The 19,239-nt window shown below is 70.1% G+C and carries 23 protein-coding genes, 1 pseudogene and 1 other annotated feature; of the genes and pseudogenes, 9 read left to right on the forward strand and 15 right to left on the reverse strand.

Features of this window, described 5'->3' with window-relative positions:
• Positions 1 to 27: 27 nt before the first annotated feature.
• The 8 genes from F1D61_RS27830 to F1D61_RS27865 form a co-directional block, all read right to left on the reverse strand.
• A complete protein-coding gene (locus tag F1D61_RS27830; RefSeq protein WP_203155299.1) occupies positions 28 to 1,842 on the reverse strand; it encodes a hypothetical protein in 1,815 nt (604 codons plus the stop codon).
• Complete coding sequence (locus F1D61_RS27835) at positions 1,842 to 2,150, reverse strand: hypothetical protein (RefSeq protein WP_203155300.1); 309 nt, start codon at positions 2,148 to 2,150, stop codon at positions 1,842 to 1,844. Before F1D61_RS27835 ends, F1D61_RS27830 begins: the two co-directional genes overlap by 1 nt.
• On the reverse strand, positions 2,150 to 2,875 hold the full coding sequence (locus F1D61_RS27840; protein ID WP_203155301.1) for a hypothetical protein: 726 nt from the start codon (positions 2,873 to 2,875) through the stop codon (positions 2,150 to 2,152). The genes F1D61_RS27835 and F1D61_RS27840 overlap by 1 nt, the downstream gene beginning before the upstream one ends.
• Before the next feature lie 99 nt (positions 2,876 to 2,974).
• A complete protein-coding gene (locus tag F1D61_RS27845) occupies positions 2,975 to 3,370 on the reverse strand; it encodes a hypothetical protein (protein ID WP_203155302.1) in 396 nt (131 codons plus the stop codon).
• Positions 3,313 to 3,819, reverse strand: a complete 507-nt coding sequence (locus tag F1D61_RS27850; protein WP_203155303.1) for a hypothetical protein — start codon at positions 3,817 to 3,819, stop codon at positions 3,313 to 3,315. Before F1D61_RS27850 ends, F1D61_RS27845 begins: the two co-directional genes overlap by 58 nt.
• A 10-nt stretch (positions 3,820 to 3,829) precedes the next feature.
• Positions 3,830 to 4,018 carry a hypothetical protein gene (locus F1D61_RS27855; protein ID WP_203155304.1) on the reverse strand — a complete coding sequence of 63 codons (189 nt, stop codon included), beginning with the start codon at positions 4,016 to 4,018 and terminating at the stop codon, positions 3,830 to 3,832.
• Positions 4,018 to 4,542, reverse strand: coding sequence for a GcrA family cell cycle regulator (locus F1D61_RS27860; RefSeq protein ID WP_203155305.1), 525 nt, complete (start codon positions 4,540 to 4,542; stop codon positions 4,018 to 4,020). The genes F1D61_RS27855 and F1D61_RS27860 overlap by 1 nt, the downstream gene beginning before the upstream one ends.
• A gap of 26 nt (positions 4,543 to 4,568) precedes the next feature.
• On the reverse strand, positions 4,569 to 4,814 hold the full coding sequence (locus tag F1D61_RS27865) for a hypothetical protein (RefSeq protein ID WP_203155306.1): 246 nt from the start codon (positions 4,812 to 4,814) through the stop codon (positions 4,569 to 4,571).
• A 330-nt stretch (positions 4,815 to 5,144) separates the two neighbouring features.
• On the opposite strand from F1D61_RS27865, the gene F1D61_RS27870 reads away from it, so the two are divergent.
• Positions 5,145 to 5,999: a hypothetical protein gene (locus F1D61_RS27870; protein ID WP_203155307.1), complete on the forward strand. Its 855-nt coding sequence runs from the start codon at positions 5,145 to 5,147 to the stop codon at positions 5,997 to 5,999.
• A gap of 137 nt (positions 6,000 to 6,136) precedes the next feature.
• Positions 6,137 to 6,919 carry a hypothetical protein gene (locus F1D61_RS27875; protein ID WP_203155308.1) on the forward strand — a complete coding sequence of 261 codons (783 nt, stop codon included), beginning with the start codon at positions 6,137 to 6,139 and terminating at the stop codon, positions 6,917 to 6,919.
• 84 nt (positions 6,920 to 7,003) lie between these two features.
• Here F1D61_RS27875 and F1D61_RS27880 read toward each other — a convergent pair whose 3' ends face one another.
• Positions 7,004 to 7,336, reverse strand: coding sequence for a hypothetical protein (locus tag F1D61_RS27880; protein ID WP_203155309.1), 333 nt, complete (start codon positions 7,334 to 7,336; stop codon positions 7,004 to 7,006).
• Between the two features lie 432 nt (positions 7,337 to 7,768).
• On the opposite strand from F1D61_RS27880, the gene F1D61_RS27885 reads away from it, so the two are divergent.
• Entirely contained in the window at positions 7,769 to 8,131 is a 363-nt protein-coding gene (locus F1D61_RS27885; RefSeq protein ID WP_203155310.1) for a hypothetical protein, read from the forward strand.
• Positions 8,132 to 8,295: 164 nt separating this feature from the next.
• Positions 8,296 to 8,412 (forward strand): hypothetical protein, encoded by a 117-nt coding sequence (locus F1D61_RS34520; RefSeq protein ID WP_246775576.1) that lies wholly within the window; start codon positions 8,296 to 8,298, stop codon positions 8,410 to 8,412.
• Between the two features lie 148 nt (positions 8,413 to 8,560).
• Here F1D61_RS34520 and F1D61_RS27895 read toward each other — a convergent pair whose 3' ends face one another.
• On the reverse strand, positions 8,561 to 9,832 hold the full coding sequence (locus F1D61_RS27895; RefSeq protein ID WP_203155311.1) for a cation:proton antiporter: 1,272 nt from the start codon (positions 9,830 to 9,832) through the stop codon (positions 8,561 to 8,563).
• 52 nt (positions 9,833 to 9,884) lie between these two features.
• The gene (locus F1D61_RS27900; protein ID WP_246775577.1) at positions 9,885 to 10,193 is read right to left on the reverse strand and encodes a hypothetical protein; all 309 of its coding nucleotides are present in this window, start codon (positions 10,191 to 10,193) and stop codon (positions 9,885 to 9,887) included.
• Between the two features lie 346 nt (positions 10,194 to 10,539).
• Between F1D61_RS27900 and F1D61_RS27905 the strand changes: the two genes are divergently transcribed.
• A complete protein-coding gene (locus tag F1D61_RS27905; protein WP_203155312.1) occupies positions 10,540 to 10,791 on the forward strand; it encodes a hypothetical protein in 252 nt (83 codons plus the stop codon).
• A gap of 105 nt (positions 10,792 to 10,896) precedes the next feature.
• Positions 10,897 to 11,856, forward strand: a complete 960-nt coding sequence (locus tag F1D61_RS27910) for a mechanosensitive ion channel family protein (protein ID WP_200646362.1) — start codon at positions 10,897 to 10,899, stop codon at positions 11,854 to 11,856.
• A 9-nt stretch (positions 11,857 to 11,865) separates the two neighbouring features.
• Here F1D61_RS27910 and F1D61_RS27915 read toward each other — a convergent pair.
• Both F1D61_RS27915 and F1D61_RS27920 read right to left on the reverse strand, forming a co-directional pair.
• Positions 11,866 to 12,116 (reverse strand): annotated as a pseudogene (locus F1D61_RS27915) (ion channel); the annotation flags it as partial.
• Positions 12,117 to 12,307: 191 nt separating this feature from the next.
• The gene (locus F1D61_RS27920) at positions 12,308 to 13,792 is read right to left on the reverse strand and encodes a SulP family inorganic anion transporter (protein WP_203155313.1); all 1,485 of its coding nucleotides are present in this window, start codon (positions 13,790 to 13,792) and stop codon (positions 12,308 to 12,310) included.
• Positions 13,793 to 13,898: 106 nt separating this feature from the next.
• Positions 13,899 to 13,954 (reverse strand) — a sequence feature (sul1 is cis-regulatory element that is thought to sense ions involved in sulfur or methionine metabolism; They are found in Alphaproteobacteria).
• Positions 13,955 to 14,171: 217 nt separating this feature from the next.
• On the opposite strand from F1D61_RS27920, the gene F1D61_RS27925 reads away from it, so the two are divergent.
• The 3 genes from F1D61_RS27925 (at position 14,172) to F1D61_RS27935 (ending at position 16,385) form a co-directional block, all read left to right on the forward strand.
• The gene (locus F1D61_RS27925) at positions 14,172 to 14,456 is read left to right on the forward strand and encodes a Na+/H+ antiporter NhaA (RefSeq protein ID WP_432443328.1); all 285 of its coding nucleotides are present in this window, start codon (positions 14,172 to 14,174) and stop codon (positions 14,454 to 14,456) included.
• Positions 14,457 to 14,539: 83 nt separating this feature from the next.
• The gene (locus F1D61_RS27930) at positions 14,540 to 15,019 is read left to right on the forward strand and encodes an MgtC/SapB family protein (protein ID WP_060850616.1); all 480 of its coding nucleotides are present in this window, start codon (positions 14,540 to 14,542) and stop codon (positions 15,017 to 15,019) included.
• A gap of 67 nt (positions 15,020 to 15,086) precedes the next feature.
• Positions 15,087 to 16,385, forward strand: a complete 1,299-nt coding sequence (locus tag F1D61_RS27935; RefSeq protein WP_200601444.1) for a DUF2254 domain-containing protein — start codon at positions 15,087 to 15,089, stop codon at positions 16,383 to 16,385.
• A gap of 90 nt (positions 16,386 to 16,475) precedes the next feature.
• Here F1D61_RS27935 and F1D61_RS27940 read toward each other — a convergent pair whose 3' ends face one another.
• Positions 16,476 to 17,141, reverse strand: a complete 666-nt coding sequence (locus F1D61_RS27940; RefSeq protein ID WP_200601445.1) for a response regulator transcription factor — start codon at positions 17,139 to 17,141, stop codon at positions 16,476 to 16,478.
• Between the two features lie 18 nt (positions 17,142 to 17,159).
• Positions 17,160 to 19,232 carry a sensor histidine kinase gene (locus F1D61_RS27945; protein WP_200601446.1) on the reverse strand — a complete coding sequence of 691 codons (2,073 nt, stop codon included), beginning with the start codon at positions 19,230 to 19,232 and terminating at the stop codon, positions 17,160 to 17,162.
• Positions 19,233 to 19,239 lie beyond the last annotated feature (7 nt).

Here is a 19,239-nt window from a genome sequence, read left to right on the forward strand (position 1 = left end):
GGCGGGCTTCCGCCGGTGCCCTGGTGATTAGAACTTGCCCCACTCGCCGGTGTCAGGGAACCAGGCGTATGTGTGCCTGGGCAGATGATCCGGATTGACCCATTCGTAACGGCGGTCGCCCATCTGCCACCGCGCTGTGACGCGGGCCTCCGTGCCGTCCGACAGGAGGAGCGTCAGCGTGCAGTAGCCGGCCCCGCGGCGGATCCCCTTGATCCGCGTGGCTTCGACGAAACTGGGCGGCCGCCGGGCATTGAGGGCGGCCAGTGCCTCCGCGGCCTCTATGCTCCAGATTTCGCAGAGGCTCTCCAGCTGCGGCAACCCGATCGCGGCGAGGTACGCCGATGGGCCCTCGGCGATCGCCGCGACCCTGCCGGCCCGCTCCCGCTCCTCCTTCAGCTGCCGGCGCCTCATGGCGAGCGGCGACGGCGGGATCACGGTGCGCGCGAGGAGCTGCCGGAGTGGATCGACGGCCGTCCCGCTGTTCGCGATCGGCGGGACGGCCGCAGCCGCCTGGAGCTCCTCGATCCTCTCCTTCGTGATCAGGCGCCGGCGGCGATCCCGGGAGGGCTCGACGGTGGCGTCGATGCCGAGCGCCTTAAAGTGCGTCAGGATCCTCTCCCCGATCCGGGCGCGCGCCTTGGCCGTCTGCGCGGGCGTCGGATGAACGGCGGAGGACCAGGCGCTGTGCGCGCCCGCCTGGATCGCGACCTCGCGGTCCGCCCAGAAATAACGCCCGACGGTGTCCCTGAGCGGCAGCAGGCCCGAGCCAAAGCCGCCGCCTCTGTCCGGGTACTTGTAGTGACAGCGCAGCATCCAGCCCAGCCGCGTCTTGGCGATCTCGACGACTGCGCGATCCCGCTTCCCCTTGAGGGGCACGGCGAACCTCTCCTCAACGGCACCCTCGGCGATCCAGGCGTTCCAGCGATCGCGCGCAGCGTCGCCGACCGGGCCGTACGTGTCGCCGTGGAGAGCGTACGCCTCAACCTCGGCGATCTCCTTCGGCGTCAGGTCGGCGGGGGGCGGCGCCGGGGTCGGCGTAGTCGCGGTGGGGGCCGGCGCTGGGGCCGGGGGCGCACCGGCCTTGAGCTCCCGCCTGCGGGCCTCCGTGACGAGGATACGCCTCAGGCTCGCCGGCGGCGGGACCGCGACGTCGATCCCGACTTTGCCGAGGAACGATTTCATCTCCGCAGCGAGCAGCCGGAAGTGGCGCTCCTTCCGGACGCCGTATCCCTCGGTATCACTGGCGGTCAGCCAGATCCTGCTGGCACAATAGGCAACGGCGGCGTCCCGCGTCTCCCAGTAGAACCACTCCCCTTTCTCGTAATCGGGGCGGCTCAGGCTACCGTGGGCGAGATGGTCTCTCTTGTTCGCGAAGTTGACCCTCGCTCCCCAGCCCAGTCGTGTCTCAATTGTCTCGATGTCGACCATCCCGTCAACGCCGGGGAGCCGCATGATCTCCCTGTGGACAGAGCGGCCGCCCGAGATCCAGGCGTCCCAGCGCTTCACCGCCGCTGTGTCAAGCGTGGAACGGGCGAAGAACGCCTCGATCTCGGCGAGTTCCTCGGGCGTGAAGTTGTCCGGCACCGGCTCGGCCGGGCGCGCCTTCGCGATGGACAGCGTGGCCGGTTTGGGGGGCCTCGCCGCCCTGGGCAGGCACGCGAAGAGGATGGGGGCCGGCTCCTGCGGCGCGGGCTTGGGGCGCGTGATCTTGGGCAGCTTGCGCGGCATGCCGGTGAACGGCTCGGCGCGCAGCCGCTCGACCAGGGCGCGCTGGGCCACGTAGTCGTCGTGACGGATCCGGGCGGGGATGGCGGTGGTGGGATTGGGGTTCGAGACCGGCATCACGCCTCTCCAAGGAGGGAGGACAGGGCCCGGGCGCGGTCGGCGTCCCGGACAAGATCATCGGCGCGCTCGGCGAGCAGGCGCGCCATGACGGGGCCGATCCAGGCCGGGATCGGGCGTGCCTGCTTGTTCGGCTCCCCCTCCGGCGTGAGAGGGTCCGCGAACCAACGGAAAGGGAGCCGCGGGTCGAGGCTTTCCCGCGCGCCGTCGGGGTGATGGGGGCCCAAGAGCTTGGCGAGCGGCCTCTTGAACTCGGGGCCGAGGAGGAGGCGCGCCGCCTCCTCCAGCGTCTGGCGATCGAGGGCCATCAGGCGTCGACCCCGAGCGTGCGGCGAAGCTCGCCCTGGACGTCGGCGCGCCCGGCCTGCTTGCCAAGCTCGTAGGCCCGGATCACGCAACGATAGGCTTCAGCCTCAAGTTCAGCCGGGACTCGCAGGAGCCCCTCATCGGCACCTTCCTCGGAAAGATCGTAGCAGCCGGACGCAAACGGCCGGAGATGCCAGCCTTCGCCGATCGGTCCGATCGCTTCGATGTCGAGCAGCTGGGCGTGATACTGCAACGGCTCGACAACTTCGTACGCAACGACTGGGTTCTCGGTCCCCAGGCGGTCGAGATACTTCTGCATCTTGCGAAGAGCCATGAACGCAGCCCGGTCGATCTCGCTTTCCGCCTGATGCCAGGCCTCTTCGATATCGGCCGGGACATCGATCGCCGCGAGCGCCGCACGGACGATCGGGGCGAGCTTCTCATTGGCGGTGTATCGATGGGGCAGCGGGCTGATGAGCGGCTTGTTGAAGCGCACCCGGGGCGCCGGCTCGGCGTCATCGTCGGAGCCCGCCTGCGTCGCCTCGACGAGGTGGCCGTGGACGTCGGCGGTGATCATCCCGGCGCCGAGCAGATCGTCGGCCCAGGCCCGCGCGCGGTCGGCCTGCATGCTGGCATCGTCGTAGGAGAGGAACGACGTCGCGCCGGCCTTGCGGCAGGACGCCAGCGCATCATCGAACGAGAGGGGGGTGGATGTCTTCGTCGTCATAGTCGCGGTCTCCCTGCGAATCGAGCCGGCACAGCCTGCTCTTGTCCATACATATATGGACATTGGATGCGGAACTCAAGGGTCATGGTTAGGGATTCGTTAACCCGAGGGAGCCCCTTCCATGTCGGCGATCCACTCGGCTTTCGGTCGCTTGCCGATGATCGCCCGCGTGCGGGCCTCCCGAGCCTCAGGGAACGCCTGATCCGCGAGATCGCCGAGCCGCTGCCGCAGCGCGACCGCCTCGGCGTGGAGGGGATGCGCGGAGTACCGGGAGTTCGTCGCGACGATCAGGTTCCCGTGCGCCGCGGCTATCACTGAGCACCGGGACGCCCAGGCGTCGGAGAAGTCGCCATGATGTAACGGTCGCCGGCCGTCGCGCAGGCGGAGCCCCCGTTCCCAGTAGGCGACCGCCTTGCGGCCCTGGATCACGGCGGGCGTCAGGCCGTCGATCGGGAGAACATCGTCTCCGGCGGCGGCGTCACGACGTGCCGGCACTCCGGCGGGATCCGCGGCGCCGGCCGCTGCCGGCGCCCCTCCGGAAAAGGGCGGAAGGCGGCCTCCTCGACCGCCGGCGCTGCCTCGGAAACGGGGGCCGGCTCGGGCGCCGGCGGGGCCTCGGGGGTCGGCGCCGGGTCGCTGGTCGCGGAGGGCAGGCGCTTCAGGAATTCAAGGGCAAGGGCGCCCGCCTCGGCGACGCCGCCGTGCGCCCGGGCGTAAGCGCGCACGATCTCCACTGGCATGCCCGCATGCTCGGCGGACGCATCGCCGGGCTCATGAAAAATCTCGAACCGGGCGAGGCCGGACGACTGGCGCATGGCATCGCGGAAGTTGGCGTAGACGACGACCCGGGCGCCTGGACAGTCATGGCAGCCCTCAGGGCCGACGGAGAAGACATGGCCGTCCTTGCAGCGGATGGAATTTGGCCTGAGTGGGAGATTGCTCACTATAGTCTCCTTAGAACGGGATGTCTTCGTCGAGGGGCGGATTGCGCTCGATCTTGAGCCTATTCTTGCGCTTGCCGCCCTCCTGCTGCTTGTCGTCGATCGGTTCGTCGGGGCCGTCGTTCCACGTGTCGCTGTCGGCTAGCTCTCTCTTCTCATCTGCTGTCAGGCTCTCGTAGTAATCTTCCCACTGACGCGACATTACGCAGCCCTCTTCATTCTGGAGTACGGGATCCAGGCGGACGGCCGGGGAGCGGTCCCACTGACACACAGTGCCCTGTGCGAGGGGCACCAGGGCGACCCCTGCGCGGTGGCGTGGCCGCAGCACGTCGCGCCGCCGCCCGCCGGATCGTCGGCGATGAAGCGGCACATCCCGTCCCTGATCCCGACGAGCGGGATCCTGAGCGACACCGGCAGGCCTCGGTCGGGGGCGGCCTCGATCGCCGGGCGTGGGGGCGCCACCGGCTTGGGGGCGGCCGGGGGCTTGGGGGGCTTGGGCGGGAGCGCCGCCCGGGCAGCGGCGCGGGCGGCGCTTTGCTTCGCGTTCTTGCGGGCCCGGGCGGCGGGGCTCTGGCCCGGCGGCCGCTTCCAGCCCTGCTCGGCGAGGCCCGCGCGGAAGGCGATCCCGATCACGGCGCTCTTCGAGGCAACGACGCCGTATTCCTCTGCGATGACGCCGGCGATCGCGGAGGCCGGCATCGTGCGCGACAACCACAGCTCGCACACGCGCGCTTTCGCTGGGGCAGGCCACGTCATCGGGCCGCCTCCGCAATCTCGGCCGCCGTGGGCAGCACGTAGAGGACCGTCGTGACGCGCTCGACGCCGAGCGCGTCGAGGAGCGCCGGCCCGAGCGCCCGACGGCGCAAGCGGACGTCCGACACGTAGCCTGGCGACAAGCCGACCTGGCGCGCCCATGCCCCAGCGGAGCCCGCCTTCTCGATGGCAGCCTCCAGCGCAGCCCGGACGTCCTCGTCCGGTGCTCTCACACCACCCGACATTAGCTCTCTCACGGAAGAATTCGCACGTCGGCTGACGTGCGTATGCCTGATTTGAGCACGGATCCGCGCCCTGTCCAGAGGCAATCAAGAGGAACGACAGAAAAAATTACGCCACCCATCGGAAATTGATAATTCTACGCACCATAATTATCAATTCAACCCGCAAGGCCGGATGCCAGGCTCAGAGTTGACGCGCCGGCGGAGGCGTTAACCCTCCCGCATACTGCAATTTGGCGGCTGGAATCCCTTGCGGAACGCGGGGCCGAGGGGGACCATACGCGGGCCTGCGTATTCGCAGACCTCCCTCACCCCGGTTTCCCAGAGCGGACGATGTCCCAGCCCCCCTTCGACTTCGGCCTGCCCTTCTCGCCCTCGGCCCACATCAACAACCTCAAGGGCACCGAGACGCCCATCTTCGTCGCCACCCCGACGCCCATCGCGACGCAGGCCGCCCGCCTCTACGGGCGCGAGCTCTCCCGCGCCGGCTACTCGACGAACCGCGCCGTCCGGCTCCCCGGCGCGAACGGCCTGGCCGTCTACGTGACGTGGTGGCCCTCCTACTGCGAGGCCTCCCCTGAGCAGCTGGCCGAACTGGCGCAGCGCGTCGCGGCGATCCCAGAGGAAGAGGAGCGCGCCCGGCAGGCCCGGGCGGCCGCAGTCGCGGAGGCGAATGCCGCCTATGCGGCGCGCGGGCGGTCCGCGGCGCCGAGGCTCGCGGAGATCGTGAGGAGCTCGCCCTGGATGCTCGGCAGGCTCGCCGGCGAGGCCGCCCAGATCCTCGAAAACCCCCTTACCGATTCGGCGGCTTCGAGGGTCGTGGCGCTCCTCGCGACTGCCGATCGGGCGGTCGCGAACGCCGAGGCGCGCCTTCGCCGGCTCGCGCCCCGGGATTGGCGGGCTCTCGCCGCGGATCCGGCGGTCCGGCAGGCGGCGCTGGAAGGCTGCGTCCTTTTGTCCAGCCTCGATGTTGACCGGGCGACCAAGCGCAACGGGATCGGCTGGGGCGCGGACGACACCGGCGTCGGGCACGTCCTCGCCTCGCGCGCGAGCCTGACCGAGAGCGAGGCCGCGCACGCGCTCGCGCTGCTGTCCGTGCATCGCCGCCAACTGCCGCCGGCCCTCCTCGCCCGGCTGGCCGGGGGCGCGCCGGCGGCAGCGCCTGCCCAAGCCGCCCTCGCGCTCTGACTTGCTGGCCGCGCTGCTTTACTGCCCACGGGAACGGGAGAGAGATCATGAAGACGGGATTGCTGTCGACGACGAAGATGCCGGTGGAGGTCGACGTGCCGGATGCCAGGCAGCTGCGCGCCTAGCGGAAGCTGGCGATGGCCCTGATCAAGATGTTCCGGGAGGCCTGGGCCTTCATTTTTGGCGGGACCGTCGAGGACCTCGCCGGCGACGTCAGGAGTGCCAAGCGCGCGGCGGGTAAGACCGCCGACGTGGGCGGGCAGGCCCTCGTCGGCGTCGGGGCGGGCTTGGATGTCGGGCTCAAGGCCACGCACGGAGCGGCGTCTGTCGTCGGTCGCATCTTGGGGGCCCTCCTTCCGAGCGCGCCCGTCGGCCCGGGCGACGTCGCGGACGCTGCGGTCGCGGCGGACGACGCCTCACGCCGGCGCGCCTACGCCAGCGCGAAGGCGAGCATCGAGGCTATGCTGCCGGTGACGGATCCGGCCGCGGTCGCGGCGCTCGCGCTGGAGACCGCGGCGCTTTTCGCGGCGCGGGGCCAGGACGCTGCCTCAAAGGTGATGACGACGCGACTGCCCTCGGACGTGAGCGTGTGGCTCCTCGGCCTCGACGATGCGCAGCTCCGGGCCGTGATGGCGGCCGGCGTCGACGGGATCCAGCATCACCTCGCCGGCACGCGGCCGATCGCCGGCGTCCCTGCCGTCGGCGCGCTCGGCTCCGCGGCTGCCCCGGCGCTAGTCATCAACGACAACGAGCTCAAAGAGAGGGCGTTGGCCGCCCGCCGGAGCCTCGCCGCCTCGCGGTACGATGCCGAGGCCGCATCCCGCAGGGGGACCCGGCACCGGGTCGACGAGACGTTCCCCGAGGAGGAGCCCGCGCCCGCCTCGTATCCGCGCCGGCGAGTGGGACGCGGCTACTACTGAGCCGCCATCCGAGGGATCCGAACACCATGAGGCCCGCCGGGGTGACCGGCGGGCCTCTTCTTTTGCGCGGGTGTCGCCCGGTTGTTACCGGCCCTCGATCTCCGCGCAGAGGCCCTGCAGGAGATCCTGGAGCTCGGCCTTCGAAGCGCGCTCGGCAGCCAGGGCGAGCCGGAGCCGGGCGGCCTCGGCGCGGCTCTGGGCGAGCTCGGCTTGCGCGGCGATGGCGGCCTCGACGGCGGCGGCTTCGTGGGCTCGGGCCTCCCGCAGACGGAGGGCGAGCTCGGCGACGGACGTGGCGGCCTCGTACCTGCGGATCGCCACGTTGTCGGCCGCGATGGAGAGCGCACCGCCGAGGAGCATGCCGCCCGCCGTGATCCGGGCGCTGCTGTCGATGGCGATGTGGGCGACTGCGGTCATGGCTCTCTCCTAGCGGCTCGATCTCTCCCGCACAGTAGGCGCCTGGCCGGCCCCCCGGGTCAACGCGGTCCTGCTGAGTTATCCCTGGGCTCAGCGCATAAATCTCACGGTCCCTGTCGATTTCCCCTTGTGCCTTGCCGTGTGCGCCCGAATTGGACCGCCGTGCGCCCACATTGGCCTTTCCGAATTCTTGCCGGAAATCCTCGAATTCGCGTTACCCCTGCCGCTCGTACAGGCGAGCCAAAATCGAGACGGGGCCTATTCCCCCCGTTACTCCTAGACATTGTAACGAGGATTTCCAAAATACGAACGCCAGGATTCCTGCGACGGTGGAGGCGCGCCCGAGGGGCAGGTGGCTGCGATCGGCATGGCGCCTTGCGTTCGTATGGGCTGAAATGAGCGTACGAACGCATACGTACGCAGGCACCCGCCATGAACATCCCGATCCCGACCACCGCCGCCCCCGACGCCGAGGAGGCGCCGCGCCGCACGCCGGCCCAGCGCGCCGCGGAATGGAGGGCTCGCCGTGAGGAGGAGGCCGCGGAGCTCCGGCGCCGGGCCGCCTTGGATGCCGCGATCGTCGATGCGCTGCTCGTCGAGATGGCCGAACGGGACGATGGCAATCGCCGCGCCGGGATCGAGGGTCCCGCCAAGGTCGGCATGCGCGAGGTGATGGCGGCCGTCATCCGCAGGAACGCGCCCGCGATCCCCCGCGAGGAGACGATCCGGCAACTCCACGCCCGCCTCGCGCCCGGGCGGCCCAATCCATACGACGCAGCATCTAGGGCCAATTAGGTCGGCTTTAGCGGGGCCAGCCACGTGGATCCGCCGATCGAGCGGGCTCTGCTCGCGACGCCGCTGTCCGCGACCGGCCCGCGCACCACGTTCCTGCGAGGGTACCTCGGAGTTAGGACGTGGTCGGGCTGACCTTCGCCGTCCTGCTCGACTAGGACACTGCCATGCTGTCGGGCCTCGCGGGGGGCGACGCGCTGGTGGTCTGCCCCGCCGACGTTCCACCGACCGAGGCGGGCAAGCCCGTCGCCGTCCTATGCTTCGACCTCGCCTCCGGCGTCTGAAACGGCCCGTGGCCTACCGGAAGGCGCTTACCTTGGATCGGGACTATGGCAAGATTTTCTCGGAGTGCTGCGTGGAGGACAATTATTAACATGTCGCGCGTTGTGCTGGAGGTCTATAGACCTCGGACTTGCCACAAGCCGAGGACGATCACGCAGTATCGCTTTCTGGCAGGTCCCTGAGCGTCAGGCGTGCGACGGTGCCCAGAGTAAGGCCTTGCACGATGATGGTGAACAGGACCACCGCGTAGGTCGCGGCCAGCACGACGGACTTGGCGTCGCCCTCCGGCAACGACAGCGCCAGGGCGACGGAGATGCCGCCGCGAACTCCCGCCCAGGTTAGGAACGGCACGTTGCGGGGGCTGAGATGGCCGCCCCATCGGAACGCCAGGAGCGGGGCCGATACCGCGACGAGGCGAGCTACGAGGACGATGGGCACCGCGCAGGCGGCGAGCACAAGCCCGCTCGCCGCGAAGCGCAGAACCAGCACCTCTAGGCCGATGAGCAGGAACAGAACCGAGTTCAGCACCTCATCGATGAGCGTCCAGAGGGACTCGACATAGCTTTGCGTGCGCTCGCTCATCGCGTCGCGCGGCGCGCGGTCGCCCACCAGCAGCCCGGCGGCGACGACCGCGAGCGGGCCGCTGGTGTGCATCTTCTGGGCAAGCGCGTAGGTGCCGGCGACCAGTGCCAGCGTGATCAGCACCTCGACGGGAAAGTCGTCGATAGCCCGCATGGCTCGGTAGGCGAGGTAGCCGGTCACGACACCGAGGAGTAGGCCGCCACCCGCCTCCTGAAGCAGGAGCTTGGCGACGCCGCTGGCGGTCGTCGCCTCTCCGCCGGAGCCGGCGGCGAAGGCGACGAGCACCGTGAAGAGCACGATGCCGATGCCGTCGTTGAACAGGGCCTCGCCCTGCATCTCGACCTCCAGGGCCTCGGGGACCCGCACGTTCTTGAGGGTGGCCAGCACCGCCACCGGGTCGGTCGGGCTGATCAGGGCGCCAAACACCAGCGCCCAGGCGAGGGGCAGAGGCTGGCCGAGGGCACTCGCCGCTAGCCAGAAGGCGCCGCCGACGATTGCGGTGGAGATGAAGGTGCCGACGAGCGCCAGCGTCGCCACGGCCCACGCCCGATCGCGCAGGGCTCCGAGGTCAAGGCTCATGGCACCGGCGAAGAGCAGGAAGGCCAGCATGCCGTCCATCACCACCTTGGTGAAGTCGACCTGCCCGAGCACACGGGTGAGGTCCTCGTAGAGGTGCTGCTCGGGGAAGGCCACGTCGACGGCGACGAGGGCAAGCGAGGCGGCGAGGCCCATGACGAGCAGGCCGACGGAATGCGGCAGATGCAGCAGCTTCCGGTTAAGCCAACCAAACAGGGCCGAGAGCGTCAGCAGCAAGGCCGCGAGATCGAGGATGGAAATCACGGTCGTATCCCGATGAGGAGCGGCATCGTGGCCGCCACGGGCGCGCGGGACTTCAGCGCATGTCCCGCGGTAGGTGCTTCAGGGGGTCTGTCCGGCCACCATTGTTCTTGCCCTGTACGGAGCCTTCGAACCGCATCACCTTCGTGGACGCCTGGATCGCGCTCGGAGGTGCCACTTGGCCGGTGGCCCGGTCGCGCGGCCCGCCATGGCCTTCGACCGTCGACGTACCGGGGGGCAGGGTCCCGGCGGTCGGCTGGTCGATCGCACTGGCAGCCGACTGGGCCGCCGCCCGATCGACGGTGGCGGCCATCGCGCCAAGGCCGGCGACGGCACAGATGACGAGGGTGGCGATGCTCCGCATACAGCGGGCACGTCGGTGATCGGTCATCGGTTCGCGGTACTCACGGTCGGATGGCCGCGCGCGGGCCCGTCGTCCTGCAAGCCCCTCGGATGGCCTTGGTTCCTGATCGGGCCCGACACCATCCGCACAGGCCATGTCGGGGCCGATAGCGGGCACAAATCCGAGGCGACTGCTGCATGGCGCTGCCAGTCGGTCCTGTCGCACCCGGACCATGGTCGAATTCTTCTGAACGTGAGCGAAGTTCGGGCGTTGCCGACCGCGATCCAACACGTCGAGCGGGCGCATCATGGTCGCATCACCCGAATGTTGGGCAAACCTGTCCAGGCCTGACCGAAGGAGCATCACCTTGCAGAAGACCATCCTCGCATCGGCGTTTCTCGCCGGCCTCGGCCTCGCCGCGTCCACCCTGCCGTCCGCGGCGCTGCCTGTGAGCGCCGCCGGCGTGGCGCCCACGGCCGGCATCGACATCGTTCAGGTGCGCATGCACCGGCGCTCCCGGATGCGGCAGGGCTCCGCAAGCCGCGGGAATGCGGCCATGCCTTCGCGGGGCGCCCGCGGGCAGCAATACGGTGGGACGAGCGGCGGCCCGCGCCGCTGACCGCTTACGCGATCATCCCGCGGGCGCCCCTTGCCCCGCGGGTGACGACACGCCGCCGGCCGGCACGCCCGCCTCCGGCGGCTTTTTCATGGGACGGTGCCAGGCATGATCTTCGCGGAAGCGCTCGGACGCCTCGAAGGGCTGGGTCGGTCGGCAGCGGCGCTGCTGCCGGGGCTCGCCGTCGCTCTCGTCCTGTTCGGTCTCGGTCTTGTCGTCGCCCGCGTGGTGCGCGCTGCCGTGCGCCGGGCGGCCGCAATCCGTGACGCCTCGCCGGGTTCGGCCGCGGTCCTCGGGCGCATCGCCGGCGGCGTGACCATCCTCATCGCGTTCCTGGTGGCCGCCTCGGTCGCATTCCCGTCGGTCTCGGCCGCCGACCTGTTCAACCTGCTCGGCATCGGCGGCGTCGCTATCGGCTTCGCCTTCCGCGATGTGCTGCAGAACCTGCTCGCCGGCATCCTGATCCTGCTCACGCGGCCCTTCGTCATCGGCGACCAGATCCGCGCTGGCTCGCACGAGGGCACGGTCGAGGATGTCTGGGTGCGCGCCACGGTGCTGCGCACCTACGATAACCAGCGGGTGCTGATCCCCAACGCCACCCTGTTCGTCGACAAGATCACGGTCATCACCGCGCACGAGAAGCGCCGCCTCGCCTTCCCGCTCACCATCGGCAACGGCGATGACATCCGCGAGGCGCGCCGGGTCATCGTCGAGGCGCTGAAGAGCACCGAGGGCGTACTGGCCGACCCACCACCCGAGGCCCTGGTCACGGGCCTGGGTGCGGCGGGCGTCGACATGACAGCGAGGCTGTGGATCGACCCGCCCCGGCGGCGCGACGCGGTCGATGCGCTCGACCACGCCATCGCCAACGTGAAGGATGCGCTCACCGCGGCCGGCATCGACCTGCCATACCCGACCAGCCAGGTGCTGTTCCATGACCAGACGGAGGAGACCGACGGCGACCGGGGCCGCCAGCGCGAGGGCTGGCCCGCCGGCCGTAATCCCTCGCGGGCGCGCTGGCAGATCACCACGGAGCGTGAAAAGGCCGACGAGGAGAAACGCGCGTGACGCCTCCCCTCAGTCGGCGCCCTCGTCGGGGATGGTGAGGCCGGTGTCGCTGGCCTCGCACTGTACAGTGTCCGTCTCGTGCTGCTGCAGACCGCAGGTCGAGCACGGGAAAGGCAAGTTGTAGGGCCGGAACGACACGTGGGCGAGGCGCAGGAACAGCATCACCCCGCAGACCATCACCACGACCGAGACGAGGCGGCCGCCGGTCCCCCGTGCAGGGCGACATCGCCGTAGCTGGTCGTCGTCAGCGACGTGACCGTGACGTCGTCAGGATGGGGCGACACGAGCAACGCAATTACCTCGCCCCACCTGCTGCGGGTTCCCTCCGCACCTCGACCGCGCAGGACGTAGAACGTCCCGGCGGCGAGGTACGCGGCGATCCAGGTTACAAGCAGGACTACCATATGCATCAGGGCGCGAGGACAACTGCGCCCACACTCCGAGCTGCTGGTCAATGAGCTGGCGCGGCGAGCGCAGCACCCGGCTTATCGTGAGTGCCGAGGCGTTCGACCAAGGTCGCTGTCGCTTCATTCATGCCGATCACCTCCACCGGAATGCTGTGGTGGCGGAACTTGAGCACAACGCGATCCAGGGCGTTGATGCTGGTGATGTCCCAGAAATGAGCGGCTGAGAGGTCGATCACCACGCCCTGCAAATCCTCCTCGCGGAAGTCGAAGACGGAATGGAACGTCTCGGCCGTCGCAAAGAAAATCTGTCCTGTCACCTTGTATGTGCGCACCGCCCGCCCTTCGTCTCGCGAGGTGACGACGCCGAAGAACTTGGTGACCTTGTGGGCAAAGAACAGGCCGCTGAGGATCACCCCGAACAGCACGCCCTTGGCCAGGTCGTGGGTCGCGACGACGACCGCAACGGTGCCGAGCATCACGAAACTTGACGATTTTGGGTGAGTGACCAACGTTCTGAGCGATTTCCATTGGAACGTATTGATCGAAACCATGATCATCACCGCGACCAGCGCTGCCATCGGGATCTGCGCCACGTAGGGGCCGAGCACCACGATCAGGAACAGCAGGAACGCCCCCGCCCACAGCGTGGACAGGCGCCCCCGACCGCCGGACGAGACGTTGATGACCGATTGGCCGATCATCGCGCAGCCCGCCATGCCGCCTAGGAACCCGGAGGCGATGTTGGCGACCCCCTGGCCCGCACATTCGCGGTTCTTGTTCGAGGTCGTGTCGGTCATTTCGTCGACGATAGCCGCCGTCATCAGGCTTTCCAGCAGGCCGACCATGGTCAGGGTCAGCGATACCGGCAGGATGATCTGCAGGGTCTCCCAGGTGAACGGCACCTGCGGGAGGGCCACCCACGGCAGCTCGCTTGGCAGGGCGCCCATGTCGCCAACCTTGTGGATGCCGAGGCCGAGGTACATCGAGACTCCGGTCAGCAGGACGATCGTGACCAGCGGCGAGGGCACCGCCTTGGTCAGGTACGGCAGGCCGTAGATGATGCCGAGGCCGACCGCCGTCATCAGGTAGACGGCGGGCCCCTGTCCGATCAGCTCGGGCATCTGCGCCAGGAAGATCAGGATCGCCAGTGCATTGACGAAGCCGGTCACGACTGAGCGCGAGACGAAGCGCATCAGGTTGCCGAGCTGCAAGGCTCCGGCGGCGATTTGCAGGATTCCAGTCAGGATGGTGGCGGCGAACAGGTAGCCGACGCCGTGATCCTTCACGAGGCCGACCATTAGGAGCGCCATTGCGCCGGTAGCGGCCGAAATCATCGCCGGGCGCCCGCCCGCGAAGGCGGTAATCACGGCGATGCAGAACGAGGCGTAGAGCCCGACCTTGGGATCGACGCCGGCGATGATGGAAAATGCGATGGCCTCGGGAATGAGGGCCAGGGCGACAACGGTGCCCGCCAGCAGCTCGCGCGTGACGTTCGGAGCCCATTCGCTCCGTAGATGGACCAAATCCATGGGGATGGAGAACTTTCTTCGTCCCAGGCGCGTGGGTTCAGCGCGTGGGGCTCGCAACAGGGCGGGTCGGCCTCGTCTGAGGACCGCGACACAGAGCCGATGATTGCGTTGTCCGGCGGATCGGCGGCCGGAAGAGCCACCCGGATTTTCACCGGGTCCAGTTTTGTGCGCTAACACTACCCGTAGGCTCGTTGCGGCGCAATATGCTGCGGGCGTGTATCTGGTCATGGCGTCGCGAGCGCTCGCATGCCTCCAAAGCGGCGGCCAAGACGAGCCGAAAGCCGAGGGTAACGGCAAGCAACACTCGCACGCGAACCCCTGTCCGGTCAGGGGTGTCGTTGAAGGCTGAAGGTAGTGCATCCCTACCTCCCCACCGCACATCCTCGAACACGCGATCCATTCCTGGTCGGCCTACCTGGTCACGCCGGTCTTCGGCTTCGCCAATGCGGGCGTGTCGCTCGTCGGGTTCACTCCGCACCTGCTGCTCGATCCGGTGACGCTCGAGTTGGCGTTCGGCCTGCTCGCCTTCGCGGACGCGCCGACCCGGGGAGCCGAGGTCGAGATCGGCGTAACCGTCGGCTCGGTCGCTTGCATGATCGCCGGGGCGCTCGGGCTCCTGGTCGCCGCCCCAGGGCAACGCCGCGCGCGGCCGGTCCCGGCCTGAGCCGGGCGGCCTGGGAAAGGGAGGCGGTCGGCGCGTGTTGACCCTCGACGCTTCGCCAGACCTCCCGTGAGCCGGACCCGTTCATGCCCCTCGACACCACCACCCTCTCGCTGACGGACATCCTCCTACGTCTCGGCGCGGCCACGGCATGCGGCCTGGCGCTCGGGTTCGAGCGGGAGCGCAAGGGCAAGGATGCCGGCATCCGCACGCTTGCGCTCGTTGCCCTGAGCTCCGCGGTCATCACCACCTCGGCGCTGAGCCTCTACGCCGACGTGCAGGCCCGCGGCGGCGACGCCGATCCTCTGCGCGTCATCCAGGGGTTGGCCCAGGCCATCGGCTTCATCGCCGCCGGCACGATCTTCGTCGCCAAGGGCGACGCCGAGCGGACCGTCCGGAACCTCACGACGGCGGCCAGCGTCTGGCTCGCGGCCTCGGCCGGCATCGTGGCCGGCGCGGCGCAGTTCACGCTGCTCGCCGCGGCGATGGGTTTCGGGCTGGCCATCCTGGTGGTGATCACGGCGCTTAAACGGTTTGGTGTTGCGCGGGGAGAAGCGGAGGAGTGAGTGCGATGTCTGAAGACGGGATGGAGCCACCCGCTCGAGCGCGAGCGGCGGAACGAGGGGATCGCCGGTGAGGGCGAGGGTACGGGCCTGGATCGAGTTCCTGGGCGACCAGTTCTGGCTGCGGCCGGCGCTGGTCGTGCTCGCCTGCATCGGCCTGGCGCAGGCCGCGATTTGGCTGGAGACCGCCCGCATCGCCGGCTACGACCCGTCCTCCCCGGATGCGAACTGGGGCTGGGCCGGCGGCGCCGAGGGGGCTCGGGCGCTTCTCAGCGCGGTGGCATCGTCCACCATCGGCGTGGCGGGCACCACCTTCTCCATCACCATCGCGGCACTGACCCTGGCCTCGAACCAGATGGGGCCGCGGCTTCTGCGCAACTTCGTGCGCGACGCCCGCAACCAACTCGTGCTCGGCGCTTTCCTCGGCACCTTCGCCTACGCGCTGATGGTGCTGCGCACGGTGCGCACCGTCCAGGAGGAAACCTTCGTCCCGCACCTCGCCATCTCGGGCGCCGTGCTGCTGGCGCTGGTCTGCCTCGGGACGCTGGTCTGGTTCGTCCACCACGTCGCCACCAGCATCAACGTCGAGACGGTGGTCGACGCCGTCCATCGCGACCTCTGCAAGGCGGTCGAGGCGCGGACCCTCGACGAGGCCGACATCCAGCCGCCGGTGGGGACGCCGCGCGGCGCCCCGGTCGCGCCGGCGGAGGGCGGATACCTGCAGGCGGTCGATACGGAGGGGCTCGCCGACTGGGCCCACGAGCATCGCGTCGTCCTCGCCCTGCGGGTGAGGCCGGGCGACTTCGTGCCGAGGGGATTTCCCGTCGTCGTGCCATCCGCGGGCGTCGAGGGAACCGCCGACGCGGTGGCCCGCTCGCTCACCTTCGGACGCCGCCCGGCGGCGCTGCAGGACCTAGAATACTCGGTGCGGCAGCTCGTCGAGATCGCGGTGCGTGCGCTGTCGCCCGGCATCAACGACCCGATGACGGCGGGGAGCGTGCTCGACCATCTGGGGGACGCCCTGTGCCGCATCGCCCCGCGCCACCTGCCCACGGGCGCCGTCGCCCGCGAGGGTCGCGTCGTGCTCGTCCATCCGGTGACCGATTACGACGGCCTGTGCGACGCGATGTTCCACATGATCCGCCAGAACGCCGCCGGGTCGGTGCACGTGCTCGCCCGGATGCTCGACGTGCTGGCCCGGGTCGCGGAGGTCGAGCGGCTGACCTCGCGTCTCGCGGAGCTCGGACGCCATGCCGACCTCGTGCTCGCCGCCGCGCGGCGGGACGTCTCCGACCCAAGCGACCTCGCCGACCTGGAGGAGCGGCACGCCCGCTTCGTCCGGGTGCGCGCCGGGACCGGACCGGGCTGATCCCCAGGTCCAGAACGACGCTCGCTGCGGCCCTCGCTGGGCGGGGTGCTGGGGGGCCGACCCCGGCGCCGCCAGGGAATGAGGGTATCGCTACCGCAAGGCGAGCGCGTCGAACCAGCCATGCGCGGCGCCGTAGCGGATGATCTCGGCCCGGGTCTTCAGCCCGAGCTTCTCGGCGGCCCGCGCCTTGTAGGTCTCGACCGACTTCACGCTAACGTCGATGCGCCGCGCGATCTCCTTGTTGCTGAACCCTTGTGCGATCAGCCGCAAGGTCTCGGTCTCGCGCGGGCTCAATGGCTCGCGCCCCTCCGCCATGCCCGGGCGCCCGTCCGCCCCGCAGGGCTCCGCCAGGGCGTGGCCGGCGATCGAGGGGTCGAGGTAGACGCCCCCGGAGGCCACGGCCCGGACCGCGCGCAGCAGGTCGTCCGCCGCGGAGCGCTTGAGCAGGTAGCCCCGCGCCCCGGCCTTCATCAGCGGCTGCACGTAGGCGGCGTCCTCGTGGACCGTCAGCACCAGCACCCGGGTCCCCGGGCACTCGCCCGTCACCCGCTCGGTCAGTTCGAGACCGTTCAGGCCGGGCATCGAGACGTCGACCACGGCGATGTCGGGCGCGACGGCACGGATCATCGGCAGCGCCTCGCCGCCATCGGTGGCCTCGCCGACGAGCTCGATTTCGGGGTCGGCGTTCAGGAGCGCCCGTATGCCCGCGAGGACCACGGGATGGTCGTCGGCCAGGACGACGCGGATACGGTCCATGATGGCTTCTCCCGTGCGTCAGGCGGCCGGCGCCACCGGGATGCGGACGAACAGCGTCGTGCCGACGCCCGAGGACGTTTCCAGGGTGAGCGTGCCACCCAGCAGGGTCAAACGCTCGCGGATGCCCGAAAGGCCCAGCCGCGGCTCGACGGACTTGCGCCCGTCGGGCGGAGCGGGGCCGGAGGCGGGCTCGCAGCCGACGCCGTCATCCTCGATGATCACCTGGACCTCGTCCGGGCGGTGGTCGAGGCAGACGCTGACGGTGGCCGCCCGCGCGTGCTTCAGCACATTGGTGAGCGCCTCCTGCACGATCCGGTAGATCGCGCTCTCGACGGCCGCCGGCAGGCGCGAGGCCTCGCCGATGAATTCCAGGTCGGGCCGGATGCCGTGGCGCTGGCCCCACTCGCCCAGGAGCGTCGCCAGCGCCTCGCGCAGGCCCAGGTCGTCGAGGGCGGTCGGGCGCAGGTCGATGGCGGCGCGGTGGATGTCGCGCCCGACCTCGCCGGCGAGCCGCTGCAGCCACGCGATCTGCCGTTTGGCCTCGGTCGAGGTCCCGTCCGAGGTGAGCATCCGTTCAAGCCCCTTGAGGCCGAGCGACAGCCCGGTCACCGTCTGCCCGACCTGGTCGTGCAGCTCGCGGGCGATCCGGCGCTGCTCGTTCTCCTGCGCCTCGCCGAGGCGGCGCAGCAGGTCGAGGCGCTCCGCCTCGGCGCGCTTGCGCGGCCCGACATCCGAGACGACGCCGTAGACGAGGTCGGCGGGGTCGTCCTTCCGAAGCCGGGGCGCACGTCCGGTCAGGCGCACCCACCGCGGCTCCGGGCTCCGTTGCGAGACCCGGAACTCCACGTCGAGGGGCATGCCCTCGGCGAGGCTTCGCCGCAGTTCCGTGACCAACCGCTCGCGGTCGGCGGCGTCGACCGCCAGCAGGGCGATGTCGGCATCCGCCGTCATCTCGCGCCCCTCCGGCACCTCCGCCTCCCAGCCCAGGAGTTCGGCGGCGCGCCGGGAGGCCGTCACGGTCTCCTCCACCGTATCCCATCGCAAGGTGCCGAGTTCCGCCGCCTCGGCGGCGACCGCGCCCTGCTCCTCGCTCGACCGCAGGGCGAGGGCGAAGCGCGCCTGCTCGCCCGCCCGGCGCTGGGCCATGTCGCGGCCGACGAGGCCGACCAGCGCGAGGCCGAGGCCGATGCTGAGCACGCTGCCGCCGGCCAGCACGAGGTAGGAACGCGAGACCGGCGCGTTCAGCGTGGCGGCCGGCAGGCCGAAATGCACTGACCAGCCGCCCGTCTCCGTCAGCGTGCGGTAGACGACCTCGACGTCCGGTCCCTCCAAGGTGGAACCGGTGTAGAAGCCCTGTGGCGCCCGCCGGATGGCGGCCCGCAGGGCGGCGTTGGCCGGGTGGCCGAGTTCCTCCGCCTCGGCCCGGGTGCGGGCGATGGTGTTGCCCTGCGCGTCGACGATGGTCCCGACCCAGCCCTCCGGCGCGCCCGCATCGCGGAGGATCGAGCTGACCGCGTTCGTCGCGAGGCCGACCGAGAGGACGTGGCGGAGCGTTCCGTCGCGGACGACCGGGACCCGCAGCGCGACTAGGCGCTTGCCCGAGATCCGCCCGACCGGTCCGATCCCGCCGACCACCGGCCGCTTCGTCCGTACCACCGCGTCGAAGCTCACGCGGTCGGCGGTGGGGCCGAGTTCGTCGTCGAGGGAGCGGAGCAGGTTGACGACCTGGGCCCCGTCGGGGCCGGCGAGCTCGACGGTCTCCCAGAGCGGGTGCTCCTGCCTCAGACGCTCGGCCTCGGCATAGAAGGCGGCGAGGTCCGGCCGGTCCAGGCTGGCCGAGGCAGCCTCGGCGCGGAGGACCGCGACCTGGGTCGCGATGTCGGAGGCGACGCGCTCGGCGACGCGGGCCGCGCTCGCCACCGCGGCGCTGCGGGTCAGCCCGCGCTGCTGCTGCGCCATGAGCGTCGCTACCCAGCCGCTGAGGAGCAGCACCGGGATGGCGGCCGCCACCGCGAGCGCGACGACTGTGCGTCCGTTTCCACGATGGATCTCGGGGCGGCCGGCGTCGCCGTCGTCAAGCCTTGGGATCATGCAGGGG

Source organism: Methylobacterium aquaticum (assembly GCF_016804325.1).
Lineage (GTDB): Bacteria > Pseudomonadota > Alphaproteobacteria > Rhizobiales > Beijerinckiaceae > Methylobacterium > Methylobacterium aquaticum_C.